The organism is Bacteroidota bacterium (genome assembly GCA_018831055.1).
Classification (GTDB): domain Bacteria; phylum Bacteroidota; class Bacteroidia; order Bacteroidales; family B18-G4; genus M55B132.
On sequence record JAHJRE010000268.1, the window covers coordinates 1 to 5,569 of the forward strand.

The following is a 5,569-nucleotide window of genomic DNA, read 5'->3' on the forward strand; positions in this document are numbered from 1 at the left end:
AGGAAACTCATGATGATGCGTCTCCCCCGAAGCCTGGATCGGTCGAAGTCGGTGTTGGTCGAATCGGTCGGTTCGATAAATTCGCCGTTGGCCGAATCCATGACATCGATCTTTTGTATCTCACCGTTGGCCGAATAGACCGAGATGAACTCCCCGCTGATAGTGGACAGGCCGCGCTTGGCTACCGGCTTGGTATAGAGATCGAGCACGTTTGCCTCGGTATTCATCACCGCACATTCTGCTTTCGCCTGGAGGTCGTTGGAATGGATCAGCACATTGCCCATCGCTTCGGCCCGCGCTCGATCGGCCCGGTAATCGACATTGTCGGCGATCACCTCGATCATCTTGGCGGTATCGGGATAGCCGAGATAGATCGTTGGTCGTTGATCCATATTGAAATTGCCGTTCGTGCGGTCATAGAACGCGTAGACCCCGATCCCATACAGAGAATCGGCAAACGACCAGAGTTCGACGCGCTCACCGCGCGCGGTCGCCTGACCGGTCGGGATGGCATAATAAACGGAATCGGCCCGAAGCGTATACGCCGTGTCGTCGACAAAGACGTTGCCGCGAAGGTTCGCGAAAACTCCCCGGAGGAACACCGCCGAGTCGCAGTAGATGTGACCGGATTCAGTCTGGAAGTCAACGTGGCCGTTGGCGTAGGTGATATACCGCTCCTTCTCGTACACGACTTCCAGTTCGTCAGTGTGGTTGAGAACGAGCTTCTGCGGCGCTTGCTGAGCGCGCACGGTCCCGCCCAGAACGATGGCAAGCAATACCCAAATGGCGTATCGTGCGCTAGGCTTCATTCAATAGTCTTTCCATGATCTCGCGGTAGTCGCCCAGTCGAGTGCGTTTTGCGCCTCCGGCCTGCGCCTGAGCCGGACCGCCGCCGCCCCTCAGATCGGCCTCGTCGGACAATTCGCGCATGAGATTTCCGGCGTGCAGCCCGATGTCGGGCGGAACCGTCAGCACCAACTTGTCTCCGCAGAGCAGCGCCGTTGGCCCCTTGGTTCGCTCGGTCACCAGACCGGCCAGTTGAACGGCCAGCTTGGGATCATATTCACCGAGATCGACAAAGACCAGAGTGAATCTTCCGACTCGTGATTGTTGGGCCGCAATTTTGACGGCTTCGGCCGGGAGCATTTCCTTTTGCAGTCGGGTCAGTTCACGGCGAAGCAACTTGCATTCCTCGACCAGACGCAAAGTCTTGTCGACCAAATCGTCGAGATGGCAGGTGAATGTGCCGGTCAGAGCGGTCGTGACATCACAGCGACTGAGGTAGTCGGACCGGGTCTGCGCCCCGGCGAGAAAATTGACCTGCACGTGACCGCGCATCTTCGTCGTACCGACAATATGCAGCACTCCCACCTGGGCGGTCGCATCGCAGTGGGTCCCGCCACAGGCCGAGTAGTCGTATTCACCGATTTTGATCACCCGGATCGTGCCTTCCCTGTCGGGGAGCTTTCGCAACGGCATTTGCAGCGCCTCGGATCGATCGACAAACAGGATATGTACGGGATAATTGGCGAAAATGATCTCCATCGCGCGGTCCTCGGCCCGGCGCAACTGTTCGGGCGTGAGATTTTCCGTGTCGAGTTCGACCGCGCCATACTCCTCACCGAGATGGACCGACACGGTTTTCATCTCAAACAGATCTAAAAACGTCTGACTGAGAATATGCTGGGCGGTGTGCTGCTGACGGTGGCGTTGACGTCGACCCGGCTCGACACTTCCCCGAACCAACTCACCAACCGTGCCGACCGGCTCGCCCGTGAGGTGCAGGACATTCCCGGCATCGTCCTCGACGACTTCAATGACGTCGGCGTGTCCCAGTCGTCCGATATCGTACAACTGTCCACCCGAAGTCGGATAAAAGGCGGAACGATCCAGAATGGTCGCGTGCCGGTCGTCCGTGCGGTCCACCGCTACGATCCGGCCGTCAAACTCGACCACGTTCGGATCATTATAATAGAGTCGTTCGGTCATGCGTTGTCCCTGTGCTGCACACAAGTCGTCCTTGGCCCGCTTCTAATCCTTTGTACCCGTCGTGCCCTCATCGGATCAATTTATGCGACGTAATTGACCAGCGTCCCGATTCCCTCGACCCGTACCTCGATCTTGTCCCCCGGTTTCATCGGCGAGATCCCGGAAGGCGTACCGGTTGAGATGATGTCGCCGGGCAAGAGGGTCATCACCGATGAGATATAGCTGATCAAAAACGGAATCTTGAATATCATCTGCGCGGTTCGACCCGATTGCATGATTTGATCGTTGAGAATGCCTTCGACCAGGAGATCAGAGAAGTCAAGATCGCTGACAATCCACGGTCCGACCGGGCAAAACGTGTCGAATCCTTTGGCGCGCGACCACTGGCCGTCGACTTTCTGCAGATCGCGGGCGGTGACATCATTGACACAGGTCAGGCCGAAAATATAGTCCGGAGCATTTACCTCGGAGATGTCTTTGGCAGTCTTGCCCATTACGATGCCCAGCTCCGCCTCGTAGTCCACTCGCTCGGATTGAGTCGTGTGTATGATCTTCTCTTCGGGGCCGATTACGGCCGAGGGTGGTTTCAAAAATATCAGGGGTCGCTCGGGGGCCTCATCGGCGGAGTAACTCGCTTTGACGTGGGCGTGGTAATTTAATCCAATACAAACGATCTTGGACGGTTCCACCGGCGCCACCAGCGTGGTGTCTTCCGGTTTCACGGTCTTGCCCGTTTCTTCAATCCCCAGCCACGGAGCTTGTTTCAGGACACGGATGGTTCCCTCTTCCAGTCGCCCATAGTGCGTTTTTTCATCATTATCGCGGAAGCGGACAAATCGCAGACTCATACAAACCCCTTTATTGTTGCACACCGATCATTTCAACGTAACCGATTGGAATAAACGGCAGATAGCGGGCAGGGTCAATGATAATCAGACTTGCTTGAGTTTCCATCGACCGCGCCAGAACCAATAAGCCAATATCAGCGCCTTGACCGTGGTAGTGAAGGTCAATGTCCACCACACACCATTGATACCCCAGCCGAGTGTGAAACAGAGCCAATAAGCGAGCGGAATGCGAGCCAGTGCCCCGATACTCATCACAACCATCGGCGGAATCGTGTCTCCCGCCCCGCCAAATGCCCCCTCCAGGACGATTTCGACCGCCATTGTAATTTGCGACAGGCCGAGAATCATAAGGTAGGCGACAGCAATTTCGAGAACGGCCGGACTATCCGTAAAAACGGAGGCTATTTGCCTCGGGATTGTCAGGAAAAGAACGGACATCGACATCGTGACGACGACCGCAAGTCCCGTCGCACTCCAGGCACATCGGGCGGCGCGATCGGGTTTTTCGGCCCCGAGATTCTGGCCGACCATGGTCGAGGCGGCCACCGCGAAGCCGGTACAGGTCAGATAAGAAAACGACTCCATCCGGTTTCCGATACCCATCGCAGCGGCGGCGCCTTCTCCGAACTGATGGACTATCTTTATCAAAAACCAGTACACGGCGACGAAAACGAACTGCTGGCTGGCGATCGGAAGTCCGATTCGGGCAATCTTGTAAATCTCGCGAAAATCTGGGCGGTATTGAAACAGTCCGCTGACCGGGAATCCCGCCCGGCCGCGCAAAAGTTTGCCAAGCGCCCAGGATGCGGCGGTCAGGCCGGACAGCCCGGTGGCGACGCTCGCTCCGGCCACGCCCAGCGCTGGAACCGGTCCCCAGCCGAATATCAGGAGCGGGTCGATACCCATGTTCAGCAGAACAACGGTCACGGCTATTTTGGTGGGTGTACGAGTGTCCCCGGTAGCTCGAAAAACGGCGTACACGACCTCGACGATAAAAAAGGCGGTGGCGAATCCAAACGACACTCGCATATAAGCAAGCGCAATCGGAAGCGTGACTTCCGAGGTCCCCATGAAACGGAGAAAGGAGGGCGCGAGCGCAAATCCCGTCGCCGATGCGGCCAAGCCGACAAACAGGGCCATGGCCAGTCCCTGCCTCGTGTAAAACGCTGCCCGTTCCGGTCGTTTCCCCCCGATATGGCGGGAAACAAGAGCGGTAATTCCAATTGAGATGATTGAGGTCGCTGCAAACATGGTCCAGATGACAACCATCGAAGTCGTCACGGCGTCCTGAGCGGAAGCCCCAAGCTTGCCCACCCAGAAATAATCGGTGGTGGCCAGAGCAAACTCCATAAGCATGCCCAGCACCACCGGGACGGCCAGTGAAAAGACGGTTCGGGCGATGGGGCCGTCGGTGATATGGTCAGGAGTCGGCATCGAGGAAAATCCGTTCGATCGAGTTCAGGCACGGTCGGTGGTTGGACAATGTTACGAGTTGCCGGCAACGATCACAACAATTATCGGCCGACTCGGCTGCTAAAATGTATCACTTCTGGCCGGTTGGCGCTTGATAATCGGTCAAGTCAAACGTTTATTGGGGAGACCATGATGCACAATTCCGAAGCTTTACCGCGGGAGGGAGACCAGACCAGATGAAACAGAAGATTTATTGCGCGACCGTATTGCTGCTGCTGATATTCACCCTGCAGGCCTCGTCGGTCGAGTCCGCCCGACGGGACACCTCTCCGATCAAGCCCCGGAAGGACCTGAAACTCGAACCTAAAGCATTCGTCATCGCCCCCTACCTTACCGGCGGCATACTGGTCGGCGACACTGTATCTACGCTTATCCCCGACCGCGGACGACGGGCGCTGTACGGTCTCGGCTTGCGCGTCGAATATGTGCTGCGGCCATTCCTTCGGCTGGGGCTCTCCGGCGAGGCGCTTTACGCCAAAGTTGCCGAAGTTGATGCCGGACGTGGACGTGCCTTGAAGCTTGGCGCCGGCGCCATGTGGCTGATTTATCCGTCGCGGCCCGGCTCCTTCTTCGGACGCGCTGAAGGCGGCCTCGTTAAGGTGGATGCGACCAACTACTCCGATGGCGGGCTGGGCACTCACCCTTACCTTCGATTCGGGCTCGGCCACCAGCTCTACTCAACCCCGACCGTGGCCACGCGGGTGGAGTTGTACTATGAGACGGCACTGTCAAAGGGGACTGAATTAAGCGGTAGTCTCTTTCGGGGAGAAATCCCTATAAATGCGCAGGCGATCGGTCTGGAGTTCAGCGTCGCCTTTGGACTGTAAAACGTGTCGTGAGAGAAGCAGGAGCGGCTAAAGACCCAGCCGCTCGATAAAGAATTTCGGATCCAACTTTTCTCCAGTGCCGCGCTCGAGCATATCCCGCCAGGGATACCGTGAACCAAAACGGTAGTAGTTCTGAACAAGGAACGACCGGACCGCCCGGTTGTCGATGAGATCCCCGTACAATCCCGTAAGAAAATTCAGTGTTTGGGCCGAGATCATGTCGGCATACAGATAGTTGTGCAGGTAGACCGGGTGCGTCGTATAGTGGATGACGCTCGCCCACGCTTTGACATCCTCGTGACGCGGCAGCATCATGTAGCGTTCAAACAGTTCCCAGTACAATTTATTGAGGTCGCGACCAGGGTTAGTGTAAGCTTCGTATTCGAACATGAGCCGGGTGAGGGTCAGTCGCAGGTAGATGACATCTTGCTC

General features: G+C 56.9%; 6 protein-coding genes. 1 reads left to right on the forward strand and 5 read right to left on the reverse strand.

Annotated elements, in window-relative coordinates:
• The 4 genes from KKA81_16335 to KKA81_16350 all read right to left on the reverse strand — a co-directional run.
• Window positions 1-809, reverse strand: an 809-nt coding sequence (locus KKA81_16335) for a hypothetical protein (protein ID MBU2652495.1), incomplete at its 3' end; no start/stop codon positions are given.
• Window positions 799-1,989, reverse strand: a complete 1,191-nt coding sequence (locus tag KKA81_16340) for a hypothetical protein (GenBank protein MBU2652496.1) — start codon at window positions 1,987-1,989, stop codon at window positions 799-801. The genes KKA81_16340 and KKA81_16335, both read right to left, overlap by 11 nt.
• A gap of 80 nt (window positions 1,990-2,069) precedes the next feature.
• Complete coding sequence (locus KKA81_16345) at window positions 2,070-2,831, reverse strand: fumarylacetoacetate hydrolase family protein (protein MBU2652497.1); 762 nt, start codon at window positions 2,829-2,831, stop codon at window positions 2,070-2,072.
• 90 nt (window positions 2,832-2,921) lie between these two features.
• Window positions 2,922-4,271 (reverse strand): MATE family efflux transporter, encoded by a 1,350-nt coding sequence (locus KKA81_16350; GenBank protein ID MBU2652498.1) that lies wholly within the window; start codon window positions 4,269-4,271, stop codon window positions 2,922-2,924.
• A gap of 215 nt (window positions 4,272-4,486) precedes the next feature.
• Here KKA81_16350 and KKA81_16355 point away from each other — a divergent pair, with 215 nt between their 5' ends.
• On the forward strand, window positions 4,487-5,137 hold the full coding sequence (locus tag KKA81_16355; protein MBU2652499.1) for a hypothetical protein: 651 nt from the start codon (window positions 4,487-4,489) through the stop codon (window positions 5,135-5,137).
• A gap of 27 nt (window positions 5,138-5,164) precedes the next feature.
• On the opposite strand, the gene KKA81_16360 is transcribed toward KKA81_16355, so the two are convergent.
• The coding region (locus tag KKA81_16360; protein ID MBU2652500.1) for a hypothetical protein at window positions 5,165-5,569 on the reverse strand (405 nt) is incomplete at its 5' end.

Bases quoted from the DNA above. Each gene is read 5' to 3' on its own strand.
- KKA81_16350 (MBU2652498.1), bottom strand. From the start codon at position 4,271: ATGCCGACTCCTGACCATATCACCGACGGCCCCATCGCCCGAACCGTC.
- KKA81_16340 (MBU2652496.1), bottom strand. From the start codon at position 1,989: ATGACCGAACGACTCTATTATAATGATCCGAACGTGGTCGAGTTTGAC.
- KKA81_16355 (MBU2652499.1), top strand. From the start codon at position 4,487: ATGAAACAGAAGATTTATTGCGCGACCGTATTGCTGCTGCTGATATTC.